Consider the following 17344-nt stretch of genomic DNA (forward strand, 5'->3'; position numbering starts at 1 on the left):
CCTTGGAAATGGCAGAGCAGACCGAGGTTTGACCATGTATAGCGACGGTCGAAGTCAGGCCGTCGCTAACCGGCCAATAAGTGCCGCACAAATCCCGGCGGGTGCAGATTTCCGGGCGGTTTGCGCCAGATCAGTTGGAGACGCTTTTCAAGCCCCGGGATGGGAAGAGCTACCAGCGCGCCACTGCGAACTTCGTCTTGTACTGCGGAAGCCATCACCAACGACACGCCGAGTCCCGCCCTGACTGCTTGTTTGACTGCCTCGGTGCTGCCTAGCTGCATACCGCTGCGAGGCACGCCCAGCTCGCCAAAGTATTCGGTCAGAAGCCGTCCGGTACCGCTACCCGGTTCACCTCCCAGCATCGGCAGGTCCACCAGACGATCGCGTTCTATGCACCCTGCTTCAGCCAGCGGATGGTCGGGGCTGACGATAAGTACCAGCGGCTCGACCCGCCAGAGGCGGTGTTCGAAGTCGGGGTGAGGTAGCCACCATTCCATGATCGCGGCGTCGAGCTGGCCCGCCAGTAGCTGGTCGGCCACATCCGGGTTGGCGGCGATGCGCAGATCCACCTCGCCCCTCTCATTTGCGGTCGTCAGATAGCTGCGCACGAATGGCTGGAGAAGGTAGGTGCCGATGTTGGAGCTGGCCCCGACGCGCTCACTATTTCCATGCAGGGCTTCTAGCGCCCGGGCGTGCATGTCGAGCAAGGCGGTCGCATGCGGCATGAAGGCCAGCGCACGTGTGGTAGGCTGGCAGCCGCTACGACTGCGCTGCACCAGCGTTACGCCGACCTGCTCTTCAAGCTTCTGCAAGTGCTGCGACACCGTCGGCTGGGCCAGCCCCAACGCCCTCGCCGCGCTCTGAAAACTGCCTGTTTGAACGATCGCTACCAGGCTCTTCAGCCAGACCGGATTCAACATGCGGCAGGCTCGGCCTGGGGCAGACGGTTCGCAGCGTTGATTGGGCGCGCACCTGCCAACGCCTGGATGATGCTCTGCGCTGCACAACGTTCAATCTCCAGGCGCACCGCGCGCACTGCCGACCCTATGTGCGGAGTGAAGAGCGTATTCGGATGCGCGAGCAGCGCAGGATCGATCAGCCGCGGCCGGTCCGCGCGAGCCCAGTCTTCCATTTCGAATACATCCGCCGCATACCCGCCGAGCTGGCCTCGCTCAAGCGCCGCGAGCACGGCGGCTTCATCCACTACCGAACCACGACAGGGGTTTACAAGCAGAGCGCCCGGCCGTACGAGGGCAAGCAGCTCGGCGTTGACCAGATGCTCAGTATCGGCATTCAAGGGAAGCGCCAGCAGGATGAAGTCCGAGCTGGCGAAGAGTTCGCTGCACGCCACCTGGCGCAGGCCGAGCCGTTGCTCGGTTTGTGTATCCAGAGCCTTCGCCTCGTGGTACTGCAGGGTCGCGCCCCATCCCTGCAAGCGCTCAGCCATGGCCTGTCCGATGGCGCCCATGCCAAGGATGCCGACCGTCGCGTTATCCAGCCCCGTGCCGTAGAACTGTGGTTGCCAGCCCTGGAACTCGCCAGAGCGGACGAACGCATCTGCTGCGCGCAGATGCCGCCCCAGCCCCACCGCCAGTCCGATCGCCAGCTCGGCAGTCGGGACCGTCAACAGATCAGGCACGAAGGTCAACCAGACCCCGCGGGCAGTACAGGCGTCCACATCGAAATTGTCGAAGCCCTTGAGCGCGCAGCCGACCACACGCAGCTCGGGGCAGGCTTGGAGAAATTCTGCATCGACCCGATCGGGCATGAACGCCATCATCGCCTGAGCATCGCGGCAGCGGCGCAGAATTTCCTCGCGCGTCAGCGTGCTGTCGCTCTGGTTGGTCATCAGCTCGCAATGTGGCGCCAGCAGTTGCAGGATCTCATCGTGTACTCGGTGAGTTATAACGAGTTTCGGCAGCATGGTTTGTCCTATTTGAAACGTTTGCGCAGCACGCCACTGAAGGCGTCTACTAGCGTGACCATGGCCAGGATGACCAGCAGGATTGCTGCAACCTCCTGGTACTGCATGATGCGCAGCGAGCCCATGAGTTCGAAGCCGATACCGCCGGCGCCAACCATGCCCATCACGGTGGAGGCGCGAAAGTTGTATTCCCAGCGGTAGATCGCCACGTCGGCGAACTGCGGAGTCACCTGTGGCAAAACCGCGTGCAGCAGCACTTGCATCGGCGTAGCCCCCGCCGCCCGAGCGGCTTCCACCGGCGCTTCGTCGACGTGCTCGATGGCCTCGGCGAAGAACTTGCCGACCATGCCGATCGAATGCAGACCCAGGGCAAGCACGCCCGGCAAGGCGCCGAACCCTACGGCTGCAACGAAGATGATGCCCATGATCAGCTCCGGCACCGACCGCAGGGCATTGAGCAGCACCCGGGCAACACCGAACACAAGGGGGTGCGGCGCCGTATTGCGCGCTGCAACGAAGGCCACCACCAGCGAGAACACCACTGCGATGGCCGTGCCGGCGATGCTCATCGCCAGCGTGTCGATCAACGGGCGAATCCAGCTTCGATAGCCCGAAAAGTCTGGCGGCATGGCCTCGCCTGCCAGGGTCGCGATGGAGGGCAGCCCGTTCAGCAGCGTGGTGGCATCGAGCAGCCCCACGTACCAGCAGGCCAACAGCACCACTCCGAGTACAATTGCCACCTGCCCCAGCTGGCGCCACCAACCGAGGCCGAAGCCTCGAAGGATGTGCTCGCGTTGCTCTGCAGGCAGCGCCTGCACGTCATGATGAGTAGACATATCGGTGCTCACATCGTGGCGAAGTCGAGGCCGAGCAGCGATCCCATGTTGCGAATCACATCGTAGTCGGCGTCGGTGATTGGCGCGAAGGCCTCGGCTTTGAAGTTGCGCAGCACTTCGGGATCGTCGATACCGACGAATACATCCCGCACCTTGGTTTTCAGCTCGGGGCTCAGGTTCGAGCGCATCGCCCAGGGGTATTGGGGATATTCGCCGCTGTAACCAAGTACTTTCACCTTGCTCGGATCGATTAGGCCACGTTCGGCTACTTGATTGAAAATTACCTCCGACAGCCCACCCGCATCGGCGTTTCCGTTCGCCACGTTGACGGCAACGGCGTCATGCGTGCCCACAAAATGTTGTTCGTAGTCCTGCCCACCCGTCAGCTCGGCCGTCTCAAGAAGCACGGTTTTGGGAATCAGATGGCTGGACGTCGATGCCCGGTCACCATAGGCCATCTTCTTGCCCTTAAGGTCGGCATACTCATTCACGCCTGACGCCACATTGGCGATAATCACTGAGCGATAGGTCGGCTTGCCGTCGATGACCATGGCAGCGAAGGGCTCGATGTCGCTTTTGCTTTTGGCCATGACGTAGGACAGCGGACCGAAATACGCCAGGTCGATACGGCCAAAGCGCATCGCCTCAATCATCGAGGAATAGTCGGTGGTTACGATCAGCTGCACCTTCTTGTCCAGATGCTCTTCCAGATAATCCTTCAGCGGCTGGTTTCGCTTGATCAACTCCGAGGCGTTTTCGTCCGGCAGCAGCGCAACCTTTAGCACATCCGGATCGGCATCGGCCGCTACGGCGGACAGACTTGAAACAGCGGACAGCAAACAGGTCAATAAGAGAGCGGATAAGCGTTTCATCGGGACATCTCCAGTGAAGGTGCGAGCATGACAGGGGTTTCAGCCGGAGCAGTTGCTGGCTGAGTCGTAGAGCGGCCTGCATAGATGCGCTCAAGCTGCGCATCGGTGAGTTCCGAGGGCGCGGCATCGAAAACGATCTGAGAATCGGCCAGCCCGACGACGCGATCGGCGAAGCGGCGGGCATATTCGAGTTGATGCAGCGAAACGATGGCGGTGATGCCGTCTTCCTTGCAGATGTCGCGCAGCAGTCCGAGAACACGGACCGAAGTGGCCGGGTCGAGACTGGCTACCGGCTCATCGGCAAGAATGATCGCGGGCTGTTGCGCTAGCGCACGCGCGATGCCTACCCGCTGCTGCTGGCCACCGGACAGTTTGTCCACCCGGCTTAGCGCCTTGTCTGCCAGACCGACCCGAGCGAGGCAACTGAGCGCAATCTCCTGATCGGCACGCGGCAGAGGAAACAGCGAGCGGAGCGTGTTGTGAAAGGCCAGCCGACCGGTAAGCACATTAGCCAGTGCGCTTTGACGTTCGATTAGCTGGTGGTGCTGAAAGATCATGGCGGTACGCCGACGATGCTGACGCAAGGCCGAGCCGCTGCCGAGCTCACCGAGCTCGCTGGTGACACTGCCGCGAGTGGGCGTGACGAGTCGATTGAGGCTACGGAGCAAGGTCGACTTGCCTGCGCCCGAGAGACCAAGCAGCACGGTGAACTCACCACGCCGAAATGCAATCGAGGTATCGCGTAGGGCTGTCACGCCGCCTGGGTAGACGACGCTCAACCGGTCGACCCGCAGCACGGCGTCCTGTATCGGATGGGGCGTCATTTGATCACCTTTCGCAATATTGCTGGCCGCACAATTGCGGTTCGCGATGCAAAGGGTAGAAATTCCTTGTTAACGCACTGCTTCTAAATGATGACATTTCGATGAATGCTTCGAATCTGCCGTAGCGGGGCGGCAAGCGAAGCCGTGGAAGAACGGGCGCAACGTAGCGTCTTTCTTCACGCGGGATACAGGAGGCTTTGATTGATACTGCTGCGGATTCGCTACAGTAACGTTGGGCCAGAACGTAATGCCATCCAAGCAAGAGAGCGCACACTAGCGGCCAGAAGCAGACAGTCGTTCATGCCCCTTTTTTAGCGTTCTATCGCTCGAAATCGCGCCTGCCTACTGTGGTCAGATCACCTTCCGGAAGTTTCTTGCGGCCCGAACCCTCGCGCTATATCGCATTGAACGATGCGCACACATTACCGCAAGAATCAATGCGCAGTTTTGCATGCTCAGCGCCTACACAACTTTGCTCACAGTAAATTCTTTATCGCAAGACTGCATTTTTTTGAATAAAAAAATTAAAATCTTCATACACCTACATGCGGAGAAGGCAAATGAATAATTGGCTGTTTTTGGCTGTTGCAATATTTGGTGAAGTAGTAGCCACATCTGCTTTAAAAGCAAGCGAAGGATTCACAAAACCACTTCCGTCAATATTAGTTGTTTTAGGTTACGGCCTCGCTTTTTACTTTTTATCCCTAGCCTTAAAGACTATTCCCATGGGCATTGCATATGCAGTTTGGGCAGGGCTCGGAATTGTATTGGTGACAGCTGTCGCCTGGGTATTTTATGGGCAGAAACTAGATATTTGGGCGTTCATCGGCATGGCAATGATTGTTGGCGGCGTTGCTGTTCTTAACTTACTGTCTAAAGGTAGCGCCCATTAGCTCTACTGAGCTGGAATAGGTAAAACTTCAGCTTTAACCACGTCAGCAGCTAATGGCCTGTCTCGAACTGAGCGGGATTGCCGGTAAAAGAGTATGCCTATTCCAACCTATTGTGGTCGCTCACGACCGGCCAAAAACGGACACTGCCAACCCATTGGAAAAAAACTGAGCGTTGCTTTCCGTTAAGTTTGGTAGTTGCAAGCGCCGTTCAGGAAGAATTGCTCGATCAACGCCGCCATACCTGCGCGTGCGATACGGCCGCGGCGCTCGGCGTCTACCAGGCCGAAGATCAAGGAGGAGAAGATTTCGGTAAGCGCCGGGGCACCGATATCGATACGGAATACGCCCAGTTTTTGCCCGCGTAGAAAGAACTCGTCCAGCGTTTCTGAGTAAGGCAGCCATCGGCAGCCGCCTGCATCTAAATCAAACGTGTCCGGGCGCCACTGAAATGAGAGGAAAACCAACAACTCCCTGTGAGTCAAATGGCCTTCGATCAGGCGATGCAATGCGTCCAAGGGCGCCGACTCAAGATCGGCATCGGCAATGACCCGATAAATAACCACCGAACCATGATCCAGAAGCATCTCGATCAGGTTGTCGCGGGTGCCGCAAAACCTGTTTAGCGTCGCCTTGCTGACTCCCGCTGCCTGGGCTATTTCTTTGAACGTGGCTCGCGGGTGGTCAACGATGGCGATCGCCAGGGCCTTCAGCAATTTCTCATCGGCAGCAGTTAAATCCATCGGTCACTCTTTATCTATCGCAGGCAGATGCGGGTATTTTGCCTAGAACACTCATTTTTCTCAAAGAGGATACTAGCTTTGTTCACACTAAAATCAAATGAGTCAATATTGACTCATTTGATTTTAGTGTGGATCATGCGCGGCTTCGACTACGTACTGGCTTCGTGCTTGGGTGAGATATGAACAAATTTCGCGAGTGGATCACTTTTTCCGTGATCTCCTGTTTGGTCGCCGTGACCCTGGTTGGCTGCGACAAGCCCGAAGAGCAAGGGGAGGAGGCGCCGGCGCGTGAAGTCGATGTGCTCAGCGTGCAGACCGAGCCCTTCACCGTGGTTGCCGAGCTACCAGGACGCATCGAGCCGGTGCGTGTCGCCGAGGTGCGCGCGCGGGTGGCGGGGATCGTGCTCAAGCGCACCTTTGAGGAAGGGGCCGACGTGAAGGCCGGCGACGTGCTGTTCCAGATCGACCCTGCGCCGTTCAAAGCGGCCCTGTCGCGGGCGCAGGGTGAACTGGCCCGCGCCGAGGCGCAGTTGTTCCAGGCCCAGGCGATGGTTCGCCGATACGAGCCGCTGGTGAAGATCAACGCCGTCAGCCAGCAGGATTTCGACAACGCCAAGGCCGCTCTGCAGAGTGCCCAGGCCGACAAGCGATCGGCCCAGGCCAATGTCGAAACCGCCCGCCTGGACCTGGGCTATGCCGAGGTTCGCGCACCCATTGCCGGACGCATCGGCCGAGCCCAGGTCACCGAAGGGGCGCTGGTAGGCCAGGGTGAGGCGACTCTGCTAGCGCGTATCCAGCAACTTGATCCGGTGTACGCCGACTTCACCCAGCCGGCTGCCGACGCCCTGCGCCTGCGCGCGGCCATCGCCGAGGGCAAGGTTGCCGGCGCTAGCGACCAGCCGTTGTCGCTGCGCGTCGATGGTACCGATATCGAGAGCAAGGGCACGCTGCTGTTCACTGATATCTCGGTGGATCGCAGCACCGGGCAAATCGCCCTGCGAGGGCAGTTCGACAACCCCGAGGGCGTGTTGCTGCCGGGTATGTACGTGCGTGTGCGCACGCCGCAGGGGCTCAACCAGAACGCCATCCTGGTGCCGCAACGTGCCGTGCAGCGTTCGGCTGACGGTCAGGCCAGCGTGATGCTGCTGGGGCAGGGCGATACCGTCGAGGCGCGCCAGGTCACCACCGGTGCCATGCAGGGCTCGCGCTGGCAGATCAGCGAGGGCCTGCAGGTCGGCGACAAGGTGATCACCAGCTCGCTGGCGGCTATCCGTCCGGGCGCCAAGGTCATCCCCCGCGAGCAAGATGCCGCCGAAGCCGCTCCACAGTCCCAGGCGCAGTAAGCCGGAGAACCTCTCATGTCCCTGTTTTTCATCCGGCGCCCCAATTTCGCCTGGGTAGTCGCCCTGTTCATCTCGCTGGGTGGCCTGCTGGCCATCCCGTTCCTGCCGGTGGCGCAGTACCCCAACGTGGCGCCGCCGCAGATCACCGTGACCGCCACCTATCCCGGCGCTTCGGCGCAGGTGCTCACCGACTCGGTGACCAGCGTCATCGAGGAAGAACTCAACGGCGCCAAGAACCTGCTGTACTTCGAGTCCACCAGCAACGCCAACGGCATCGCCGAGATCACCGTCACCTTCCAGCCAGGGACCGACCCCGAACTGGCCCAGGTTGACGTGCAGAACCGTCTGAAGAAGGCCGAGGCACGTATGCCGCAGGCCGTGCTGACCCTCGGCATCCAGACCGAGCAGGCCACCGCCGGCTTCCTGCTGATCTATGCGCTGAGCTACACCGATGGCGACAAGGACGCCAACGTCACGGCGCTGGCCGATTACGCCGCGCGCAACATCAACAACGAAATCCGTCGCGTGAACGGCGTCGGCAAGCTGCAGTTCTTCGCCTCCGAGGCGGCCATGCGCGTGTGGATCGATCCGCAGAAGCTGGTCGGCTACGGCCTGTCCATCGATGACGTGAACAACGCGATCCGCGCGCAGAACGTGCAGGTGCCGGCCGGTGCCTTCGGCAGCACGCCGGGTTCCAGCGAGCAGGAGCTGACGGCGACCCTGGCGGTCAAGGGCACCCTGGACAACCCGCAGGAATTCGCCGCCATCGTGCTGCGTGCCAACCAGGACGGCTCGCGCCTGACCCTGGGCGACGTGGCACGCATCGAGGTCGGCAGCCAGGACTACAACTTCGGCTCGCGCCAGGACGGCAAGCCCGCCGTTGCCGCCGCCGTGCAGCTGTCGCCCGGTGCCAACGCGATCCAGACCGCCGAGGCGGTCAAGCAGCGTCTGACCGAGCTGTCGGCCAACTTCCCGGACAACGTCGAGTTCTCCGTGCCGTACGACACCTCGCGCTTCGTCGACGTGGCCATCGACAAGGTCATCATGACCCTCATCGAGGCCATGGTGCTGGTGTTCCTGGTGATGTTCCTGTTCCTGCAGAACGTGCGCTACACCCTGATCCCGTCCATCGTCGTGCCGGTGTGTCTGCTTGGTACCCTGACCTTCATGTACCTGCTGGGCTTCTCGGTGAACATGATGACCATGTTCGGCATGGTGCTGGCCATCGGCATCTTGGTGGACGACGCCATCGTGGTGGTGGAGAACGTCGAGCGGATCATGGCCGAGGAAGGCCTGGCGCCGGTGCCGGCGACCATCAAGGCGATGGGGCAGGTGTCCGGGGCGATCATCGGTATCACCCTGGTGCTGTCGGCGGTGTTCCTGCCGCTGGCCTTCATGGCCGGCTCGGTGGGGGTGATCTACCAGCAGTTCTCGCTGTCGCTGGCGGTGTCGATCCTGTTCTCGGGCTTTCTTGCGCTGACCTTCACCCCGGCGCTGTGTGCCACGCTGCTCAAACCGATCCCCGAGGGCCATCACGAGAAGACCGGTTTCTTCGGCTGGTTCAACCGCAAGTTCACCGCCCTGACCGGCCGCTACACCAAACTCAACGGCAAGCTGGTGCCGCGCGCCGGGCGGGTGATGTTCATCTACCTGGGCGTGGTGGTGCTGATGGGTTTCTTCTACCTGCGCCTGCCGGAATCCTTCGTGCCGGTGGAAGACCAGGGCTACATGATCGTCGACATCCAGTTGCCGCCAGGCGCTACCCGTGAGCGCACCTCGGCCACGGGTGAGGAGCTGGAAGAGTTTCTGATGGCCCGCGAGGCCGTGCAGACGTCCTTTCTGGTCCTCGGCTTCAGCTTCTCCGGCATGGGTGAGAACGCGGCCATTGCCTTCCCGCTGCTCAAGGACTGGTCCGAGCGAGATTCTTCGCAGTCGCCGGAAGCCGAGTCGGCTGCGGTCAACCAGCACTTCGCCAACCTCGATGACGGCGCGATCATGGCGGTGCCGCCACCGCCGGTCGAAGGCCTGGGCAACTCGGGTGGTTTCGCCCTGCGCCTGCAGGACCGCGCCGGCCTTGGCCGCGATGCCCTGTTGGCAGCGCGCGATGAAGTGCTGGGCAAGGTCAACGGCAATCCGAAGTTCCTCTACGCCATGATGGAAGGTCTGGCCGAGGCGCCGCAGCTGCGCCTGGTGATCGACCGTGAGCAGGCCCGCACGCTGGGTGTCAGCTTCGAAGCGATCAGCAGCGCGCTGTCCACTGCGTTCGGCTCGTCGGTGATCAACGACTTCGCCAACGCCGGCCGCCAGCAGCGCGTGGTGGTACAGGCCGAACAGGCCGAGCGCATGACGCCGGAAAGCGTCCTGCGCCTGCATGTGCCCAACGACAGCGGCAGCCTGGTACCGCTGAGTGCTTTCGTCACCACGAGCTGGGAGGAAGGCCCGGTGCAGGTCGCGCGTTACAACGGTTACCCGTCGATCCGCATTGCCGGTGACGCCGCGCCCGGCGTGAGCACTGGCGAGGCGATGCTCGAACTGGAGCGCATCGCTGCCGAGCTGCCCGAAGGTATCGGCTACGAGTGGACCGGGCTTTCGTATCAGGAGCGGGTCGCCAGCGGCCAGGCGACGATGCTGTTCGCGCTGGCCATCACCGTGGTGTTCCTGCTGCTGGTGGCGCTCTACGAGAGCTGGGCGATCCCGCTGACGGTGATGCTGATCGTGCCGGTCGGCGCACTCGGCGCGGTACTGGCGGTGACTGCCATCGGCCTGCCCAACGACGTGTACTTCAAGGTCGGCCTGATCACCGTGATCGGCCTGGCGGCGAAGAACGCCATTCTCATCGTCGAGTTCGCCAAGGACCTGTGGGAAGACGGCTACTCGCTGCGCGATGCCGCTGTCGAAGCCGCGCGCCTGCGTTTCCGCCCGATCATCATGACCTCCATGGCGTTCATGCTCGGCGTGGTGCCGCTGGCCATCGCCACTGGCGCCGGCGCTGCGAGCCAGCGCGCACTGGGCACCGGGGTGCTGGGCGGGATGCTCAGCGCGACCATGCTCGGGGTGATCTTCGTGCCGATCTTCTTCGTCTGGGTGCTGTCGCTGCTGCGCACCAAACCTCAGCAAACCGACAACCATCCCCTGCATAAAGCGGAGTAATGCGATGACCTCTCACTTCATGCTCCGTCGCGCTCTGCTGCCCCTGGCCATTGCCGCCCTGGCGGGGTGTTCGCTGGCCCCGACCTACGAGCGCCCGCAGGCACCGGTCGCGTCGCACTGGCAAGCCGCCGACGCGGAGGGCGCCCGTGCCCAGGCGCTGGACTGGCAGACCTTCATCGTCGATGCCGACTTGCGCCGCGCGGTGGATACGGCGCTGAGCAACAACCGCAGCCTGCGCCAGGCGCTGCTGGATATCGAAGCTGCGCGTGCCCAGTACCGCATCCAGCGTGCTGATCGCCTGCCTTCGATCAACGCCAATGCCAGCGGCAACCGCCAGCGCCTGCCTGCCGATCTGTCGCAGACCGGGCGCTCGGAAGTGACCAGCAACTATCAGGTCGGCCTCGGCCTCGCGGAGTACGAAGTCGACCTGTTCGGCCGCGTGCGCAACCTCTCCGAGGCCGCGCTGGAGACCTACCTGGCGACCGAGGAGGCGACCCGTGCCACGCAGATCAGCCTGGTTGCCGAGGTCATCCAGGCCTACCTGACCCGCGATGGTGCGCTACGCCGCATGGCCCTGGTCGAACAAACCCTGGACAGCCGCATGGCCTCGCTGGAGCTGGTCAGCCAGCGCCGTGCAGCGGGGGCCGCCACCGCCCTGGATTACCAGGAAGCGGTCGGCCTTGCCGAACAGGCTAGGGCCGAGCGCGAGAGCACCGAACGCCAGTTACGCCAGGCGGACAACGCCCTGGTCCTGTTGCTCGGCACGCCAGATGCCGCTCGCCTGCTGCCCGCGACGCCCCGCGACGACCTGATGGTGCTGCAGGACATCGCCCCCGGCACCAGCTCGGAACTGATCGAACGGCGCCCGGACATTCTCGCCAGCGAGCACCGCCTCAAGGCGCGCAATGCCGATATCGGTGCAGCTCGCGCCGCGTTCTTTCCCCGGATCAGCCTGACCGGTTCGGTGGGCAGCTCCAGTGCCGAGTTGTCCGGATTGTTCGATGGCGGCTCGCGGGCCTGGAGCTTTGCCCCGACGCTGTCGCTGCCGATCTTCGCCGGTGGCCGCAACCGCGCCAACCTGGACCTCGCCGAAGTGCGCCAGGACGCGGCGGTGGCCGACTACGAAGGCACCATCCAGACCGCCTTCCGCGAAGTGGCCGATGCCCTGGCCGCCACCGACACCCTGCGCCGCGAGGAGGCTGCCCGCCAGGCTCTGGCCGGTTCCAGCGAGGCTGCGATGGCCCTGGCTAAGGCGCGTTACGAGGGCGGCGTGGACGACTACCTGCGTTATCTTGACGCCCAGCGCAGCACCTTTAGCAACCAGACCACACTAATTCAAATCAGCACGGAACGGCAGATTGCGCTGGTTGACCTGTTCAGGTCTCTGGGCGGTGGCTGGGGCCAAACTGAACCGATGGCCGGGATCGGCGCTGAGTGAGCAAAGCCAGGAGTCCTGCATTCGAAGACAGGACTCTGGCTCCATCACCAGTGAGCTACTGGTCATCCACGGGGAAATCGCCTGATCGAGAATAAGACTCTCTGACGACTGGCAGGCCTATGGATTATTGGTGGCGGCAGCTAACGGCTCTATAAAGAGCTGCAAAAAATCACTGTAACGCATTGATTGACTGCTTCTGGCCGGTTAGCGACGGCCTGACTTTGGCCGTCGCTACACATGGTCACACTTCGGTCTGTTCCGTCATTTCCAAGGCGTCATCGACCTCAATTCCCAGATATCGAACGGTGCTCTCCAGCTTCGTATGGCCGAGCAGCAGTTGAACGGCCCGCAGGTTCTTCGTCCTGCGATAGATCAGTGATGCCTTCGTGCGTCTCATTGTGTGAGTGCCATACATGGCTGGGTCAAGGCCAATGGCTTTCACCCAGCCTTTGACGATACGGGCGTACTGACGAGTGGATAGATGGTCTGAGTTATGCAGTCGACTCGGGAACAGGTAGTCCTCGCCGCGGAGCTGTACTTGATGTATCCAAGCCGCGAGCGCCGCCCGAGTTTGCTCAGTGATCTCGAACTGCACTGGCCGCTGTGTTTTCTGCTGCATCACTATTGCTCGTGATGACACCTGCTCACCATGGGCAACGTCCCGCACACGGAGCTTGGTTAAGTCGCAGGCTCGAAGCTTGCTGTCGATGGCCAGGTCGAAGAGAGCCAGATCCCGAGTTCTTTCTGCAATTTGAAGCCTTACTCGGATGGCCCAGATATCTCTCAGTCGGAGTGGAGTTTTCTGTCCGACCAGTTTTCCTTTGTTCCAGGGCTGGCGGCTGCAGGTAGCGATGATGTTCATAGCAAGTCCTCCACGTGTGGGAGGACAAGAATGGCTAGCCTGAACGGTGGTCGCTAACCGGCCAGAAGCGGACGCTTGGAATTATCGAAAATCGAGCGAATTCTGATGCAACCGCTGACGGCAGCGGACGATATTGCCAGCAACACAATGGTGCGCGACTGGTTGGCGGAGAGCGAAAATGGTGCCGATCTACCACGCTTTGTCAGCTACCTGAGTGGAGTGTTGGAGCAGCACAAGGCCGCCACGGCTTTCGTGATTTCTTCGGCAACCAGTCGCCATTACAGTGAAAAGGGGCTGGAGCGCACGCTGAGCCGCGCTAACGCCCAAGACGCCTGGTATTACCGTTTCCTCGACAGTGCGCAGCGCCGCGTCGTCGAAATTGGTACCGACGGCAATACCGGCGCCCTCACGCTGTTTATCGATCTGCGCGTGGAAAAAGCTGGTCAGTTGCTGGGCGTTGCCGGCCTCGGTTTGCGCATGGACGAGCTCTCAACTCTGATCAAAAACTTCAGTTTCGGCGAGCGCGGCAAGGTGTACCTGGTGCGCAACGACGGCCTGATTCAGATCCATCCGCAAACCGATTTGAACGGTGATCGCCAACTCGCCGAGCAGATTGGCGCACCGGCAGCACGGGCCGTACTGGGCAAGTCTGCGCTGTCATCGGCGGCTTTCGAGCGCGAGGGCGAGCCCTATCTGGCGATCAGCTTGCCATTGCGCGATTTGAATTGGACGTTAGTCGCTGAGGTGCCGGAAGCACAAATCTATGCGCAAGCGCACCAGGCGCTGTGGTTGACCAGCCTGATCGGTGCGGGTGTGGCGCTGGTGTGTCTGGCATTGGTGGTTTGGTTGGCGCAGAGCCTGGTCAAGCCTATCCAGCAGGTTACCCGTGCCTTGGTGGCAATTGGCAGCGGCGGCGGTGACCTTACCCATCGCCTGGATGACAGCCGTGCTGATGAGTTGGGGGATCTGGCCCGTGGCTTCAACCGCTTTTTGCTCAGCCAGCGCGAGATGATCGCGGACGTGCTGAATACCAGCGAGCGGCTGCGCTCCACGGTTGGCCAAGTGGCGAAGGTGGTGGACAACACCGCCACGCGTGCCGACCGCCAACAGGAAATGACTGAGATGGTGGCCACTGCAGTTCATGAAATGGGGCTGACGGTGCAGGAGATTGCGCGCAACGCCGGCAGTGCGGCTTCTGCGTCGCATGGCGCTCGGGAGGAGGCGTTGCAGGCCCGAGAGGTGGTGCGCGGCTCCATTTCCCATATTGAAAGCATGTCTGACGATATCGGCACGGCTTCGGGCGCGGTGGGCGAGCTGGCCCGGCAAGTGGCCTCCATCGACCAAGTGCTGGCAGTGATCCGTGGCGTCTCCGAACAGACTAATCTGCTCGCCCTGAACGCAGCGATTGAAGCGGCGCGGGCCGGCGAAATGGGCCGCGGCTTTGCAGTGGTGGCGGATGAAGTACGCACATTGGCGCGTCGTACGCAGCTGTCCACCGACGAGATTCAGAGCATGATCGCTGGCCTTAAGCAGGGCGCGGAAAACGCTGTGGCTTCGATGCACAAGGGGCAGGCGGCTACCGGGACAGGGGTTGCCTCCAGCCAGCGCACGGGACGTTCACTTGAGGCGATCACCGAGCAGGTGAACCGCATCAGCGACATGAACCATCAGGTGGCGGCCGCTACCGAGGAACAGTCGGCGGTGACCGAGGAGATCAACCGCAACGTACAAGGCATTTCCGATCTGGCGCGTGCTACCGCGGGGGAGGTGAATGATTGTCGTCAGGAGTGCCGCACCTTGAGCGGCCTGGCCGACGACCTGGCGCGGCAGATGGGCGGGTTCAAGCTGTAGGCAGCGCGGGCGGGAGAGGCAGTTAAGGCTTCTCCCGCGTCGGGTTACAGACCCAGCACCGCTTTAAGGTCGATATCCGGCGGCACCGCCGTGTTGAACTTGTAACCCTTGATCACCAGGTTGTAGTGCGAGGCCAGCAGGTTCTTGGCAGACGCCGCGTCGCGGCGCTCGAAGCAATCCACCAGGCGGGTGTGCTCGTCACGCAGCTGGCAGTAATCGAAGCCCGAGCGGTATAGCGCGTTGATCAGCGCTTCCTGCCGGCGCAGCTGGTTGTGGATGTTGTTGAGAATGTCGTTCTTCAGGAACGAGATCAGCAGCGAGTGAAACTCACGGCCCAGTTTGTCGCCCAGATCATGGTCGTGGGCTTGGTGCGCGGCCTGCTCCTTGAGGGTGTGGGCACGCAATATCTCCAGCTCGTTCTGGGTGATCGACTTGGTCAATTGGTCAATCACACCGCTCTCCAGTACCAGGAGCATCTGGTAGAGCTGGTACGCATCGTCGAAGGTCGGGCAGGCCACGGATGACGAGCGTTTGGGTGACACCTCCACCAGGCGATCCTGCGAAAGCCGGATCAGCGCCTGCCGGACCACCGTCCGGCTTACATCGAACAACTCCGCAATATCCCGCTCATTTAGCTTTGTGCCTGGCGGCAAGCGCCGGTGGTAGATCGCATCCGATATGGCAGAGACAATTTTCTGGGTGAGCATGGCACCAGCTATCAATAGACGTTCGCAGCCGCGAAGCCTACCACAGGCCTTTATCCGCCTTCACTGAGCACCATCTTGGGGATGGGTAGCGGTCTGGCGATCGTATGTGGGGCATATTCCCCGTGGTGGGTCACGCCTTTTCAGAAAATTCACCGCGAGTAACCTGACCAATAAGACAAATTGTCGATCTGGCATGGAGAATGCTTTTTGTCATCGCTCTGGTATACCAGTTGCTCAATATTGGTACTCCAGTAATGAAAACTGGTCATATTTCAGGATTCGACCAACGACCTTTGTGATGACGGATCAGGCCGCGAGGCGGGGGCACCCCGCCGACGTTCGCAGGAAGCGCGGACTGCTCCGTCCCAGCCACCAGTGCAGGGTTTTATGAAGACAATCTCGGCTCCAAACAAGGCGCAATACCTGCGCATGCTTCTGCTGGCGTGCCAGCATGTGATGGTGATGTATGCCGGGGCAGTGGCCATTCCCCTGGTGCTTGGCGCGGCGCTGGGTCTGTCCAAGACCGACATCGCCTTTCTGATCAATGCCGACCTTTTCGCCTGCGGGATCGTGACCATCATCCAGGCCATCGGTATCGGGCCGGTCGGTATCCGCATGCCGGTGATGATGGGCGTGACCTTCACGGCCATCGGCCCAATGATCGCCATCGGCTCCGATCCCAGCGCTGGTTTGTCGGCTATTTTTGGGGCCACCATCGCTGCCGGCTTGTTCGGCCTGGCCATGGCACCTCTAGTGGGCAAGCTGCTGCGATTCTTTCCGCCGGTGGTCACAGGTACCGAGATTGTCGCGGTGGGGCTGTCGCTGATGTCAGTTGCCGCGGCATGGTCCGCCGGTGGTTTTGGCAACGCCGAATTCGGCCGCCCGCTGTACCTGGCAATCGCCTGTGCGGTACTGCTGTGCATCTTGCTGATCGTTCGTTTCACCAAGGGTTTCCTCAACAACATCTCGGTGTTGCTGGGCCTGATATTCGGTTTTGCCCTGTCGGCTGGCGCAGGTTTGGTCAGCCTGGACGGCATCGAGGACGCCCCGGTGTTCGGTGTGATCCTGCCGTTCCATTTCGGTATGCCGACGTTCCATTTGTGGCCCATGGCGGCCATGTGCATCGTGATGCTGGTGACCTTTATCGAGTCGACAGGCATGTTCATTGCCTTGGGCGAGATCGTCGACAAGCCCATGGATGAACGCACCCTGGTTCGTGGCTTTCGTGCCGATGCCCTCGGCACGGCGGTGGGTGGCATCTTCAATACCTTCCCGTACACCTCGTATGCGCAAAATATCGGTCTGGTCAGCATCACGGGCGTGCGCAGCCCCTGGGTGTGCGCGTTGGCCGGGGCGATTCTGATTGTGCTGGGTCTGTTTCCCAAGGTGGCCTACTTCGTGGCGTCGATTCCGCCCTATGTGCTGGGCGGTGCCGGCATCGTAATGTTCGGCATGGTTACGGCCAGTGGCATGAAGGTGCTCGGCCGGGTGGATTTCAAGAATGTCGGCAATCTTTATATCGTCGCCATAAGCCTGGCGGTGGGCATGTTGCCCGTGGTCTCGCCGCACTTTTTCAGCAAGTTGCCTTCCTCGTTGGGGCCGATCCTGGAAAGCCCGATTCTGCTCACGGCAATTGTCGCGATCACCTTGAATATCTTTTTCAACGGTATCGGTTTGAGAAAACCGCAGAACGACGCCGCGACTGGCGAGGGTATTGGTCAACACTCCAACTGATATCTCTGATTGTTTGGTGATAATTAAGTGAAACGCTACCTGTCTTGATAGCTACCAGGGGGCAGGTAATACACTAGAGCGACCTTATAGGTCGCTTTTTTTTGGTGCGCCAGGCATGGCGCGTTGCGCGCAAGCGCAACCAGCTTGGCTGTGGTGGCCACGCTGGTGAC

At 61.2% G+C, this 17344-nt stretch carries 13 protein-coding genes and 1 pseudogene; 6 read left to right on the top strand and 8 right to left on the bottom strand.

The window, feature by feature from the left end; translation table 11 throughout:
• Positions 1–65: 65 nt before the first annotated feature.
• Genes ACSSNI_RS22460 through phnC form a run of 5 tightly spaced genes read right to left on the bottom strand, consistent with a single transcriptional unit; the run spans position 66 to position 4456 of the window.
• Positions 66–920: a LysR family transcriptional regulator gene (locus ACSSNI_RS22460; RefSeq protein ID WP_003118389.1), complete on the bottom strand. Its 855-nt coding sequence runs from the start codon at positions 918–920 to the stop codon at positions 66–68.
• On the bottom strand, positions 914–1924 hold the full coding sequence (gene ptxD / locus ACSSNI_RS22465; RefSeq protein ID WP_003152798.1) for a phosphonate dehydrogenase PtxD: 1011 nt from the start codon (positions 1922–1924) through the stop codon (positions 914–916). The genes ACSSNI_RS22460 and ptxD overlap by 7 nt, the downstream gene beginning before the upstream one ends.
• Before the next feature lie 8 nt (positions 1925–1932).
• Complete coding sequence (phnE, locus tag ACSSNI_RS22470) at positions 1933–2760, bottom strand: phosphonate ABC transporter, permease protein PhnE (protein ID WP_003298907.1); 828 nt, start codon at positions 2758–2760, stop codon at positions 1933–1935.
• 8 nt (positions 2761–2768) lie between these two features.
• On the bottom strand, positions 2769–3632 hold the full coding sequence (gene phnD, locus ACSSNI_RS22475) for a phosphate/phosphite/phosphonate ABC transporter substrate-binding protein (RefSeq protein WP_003117866.1): 864 nt from the start codon (positions 3630–3632) through the stop codon (positions 2769–2771).
• Positions 3629–4456, bottom strand: a complete 828-nt coding sequence (gene phnC, locus ACSSNI_RS22480; protein ID WP_003117867.1) for a phosphonate ABC transporter ATP-binding protein — start codon at positions 4454–4456, stop codon at positions 3629–3631. The genes phnD and phnC overlap by 4 nt, the downstream gene beginning before the upstream one ends.
• A 560-nt stretch (positions 4457–5016) precedes the next feature.
• Between phnC and ACSSNI_RS22485 the strand changes: the two genes are divergently transcribed.
• Positions 5017–5349, top strand: a complete 333-nt coding sequence (locus tag ACSSNI_RS22485; protein WP_081798309.1) for a Qac family quaternary ammonium compound efflux SMR transporter — start codon at positions 5017–5019, stop codon at positions 5347–5349.
• Positions 5350–5531: 182 nt separating this feature from the next.
• Here the strand turns inward: ACSSNI_RS22485 and ACSSNI_RS22490 are convergent, their stop codons facing one another.
• Positions 5532–6089, bottom strand: coding sequence for a TetR/AcrR family transcriptional regulator (locus tag ACSSNI_RS22490; protein WP_003152690.1), 558 nt, complete (start codon positions 6087–6089; stop codon positions 5532–5534).
• A 179-nt stretch (positions 6090–6268) separates the two neighbouring features.
• On the opposite strand from ACSSNI_RS22490, the gene tmexC reads away from it, so the two are divergent.
• From tmexC to ACSSNI_RS22505, 3 genes are read left to right on the top strand one after another with little or no spacing between them, the layout of a single operon-like run.
• Entirely contained in the window at positions 6269–7432 is a 1164-nt protein-coding gene (gene tmexC / locus ACSSNI_RS22495; RefSeq protein WP_037009368.1) for a multidrug efflux RND transporter periplasmic adaptor subunit TMexC, read from the top strand.
• A gap of 15 nt (positions 7433–7447) precedes the next feature.
• On the top strand, positions 7448–10582 hold the full coding sequence (locus ACSSNI_RS22500; RefSeq protein WP_027591160.1) for a multidrug efflux RND transporter permease subunit TMexD2: 3135 nt from the start codon (positions 7448–7450) through the stop codon (positions 10580–10582).
• A gap of 4 nt (positions 10583–10586) precedes the next feature.
• Positions 10587–12020, top strand: a complete 1434-nt coding sequence (locus ACSSNI_RS22505) for a multidrug efflux transporter outer membrane subunit TOprJ1 (protein ID WP_003152694.1) — start codon at positions 10587–10589, stop codon at positions 12018–12020.
• Between the two features lie 241 nt (positions 12021–12261).
• Here ACSSNI_RS22505 and ACSSNI_RS22510 read toward each other — a convergent pair whose 3' ends face one another.
• On the bottom strand, positions 12262–12882 hold the full coding sequence (locus ACSSNI_RS22510) for a tyrosine-type recombinase/integrase (protein WP_448260317.1): 621 nt from the start codon (positions 12880–12882) through the stop codon (positions 12262–12264).
• A gap of 90 nt (positions 12883–12972) precedes the next feature.
• Here ACSSNI_RS22510 and ACSSNI_RS22515 point away from each other — a divergent pair.
• Positions 12973–14733 (top strand): annotated as a pseudogene (locus ACSSNI_RS22515) (methyl-accepting chemotaxis protein); the annotation flags it as partial.
• A 44-nt stretch (positions 14734–14777) separates the two neighbouring features.
• On the opposite strand, the gene ACSSNI_RS22520 reads toward ACSSNI_RS22515, so the two are convergent.
• Positions 14778–15440 carry a GntR family transcriptional regulator gene (locus ACSSNI_RS22520; protein ID WP_026088704.1) on the bottom strand — a complete coding sequence of 221 codons (663 nt, stop codon included), beginning with the start codon at positions 15438–15440 and terminating at the stop codon, positions 14778–14780.
• Positions 15441–15827: 387 nt separating this feature from the next.
• On the opposite strand from ACSSNI_RS22520, the gene ACSSNI_RS22525 reads away from it, so the two are divergent.
• A complete protein-coding gene (locus tag ACSSNI_RS22525; RefSeq protein ID WP_048330397.1) occupies positions 15828–17174 on the top strand; it encodes a nucleobase:cation symporter-2 family protein in 1347 nt (448 codons plus the stop codon).
• Positions 17175–17344 lie beyond the last annotated feature (170 nt).

It is taken from the genome of Stutzerimonas tianxiuensis (genome assembly GCF_053470365.1).